The organism is Kitasatospora sp. MBT63 (genome assembly GCF_000710465.2).
Lineage (GTDB): Bacteria > Actinomycetota > Actinomycetes > Streptomycetales > Streptomycetaceae > Kitasatospora.
The window spans coordinates 1-205 of sequence record NZ_JAIZ01000798.1 but is presented as its reverse complement, the minus strand read 5'-3'; the positions used below and the strand labels follow the sequence as shown (position 1 = coordinate 205).

Genomic DNA, 205 nt, shown 5'->3' with positions numbered 1-205 from the left:
ACGGCGGGGTGCGTGGTCAGGGCGTCCTCGATCTCGCCGGGCTCGACCCGGTAGCCGCGGATCTTCACCTGGTCGTCGACGCGGCCGAGGAAGTCCAGCAGCCCGTCCTGACGCCAGCGCACCACATCGCCGGTCCGGTACATCCGGTCCCCCGGCTCGCCGAACGGGTCGGCGACGAACCGCTCGGCGGTCAGCCCAGGCCGGT

General features: G+C 73.2%; 1 protein-coding gene. It reads right to left on the bottom strand.

Annotated elements, in window-relative coordinates:
• Nucleotides 1-205: AMP-binding protein (locus AA75_RS41600; protein WP_033825721.1), on the bottom strand; the 205-nt coding region annotated here is incomplete at both ends.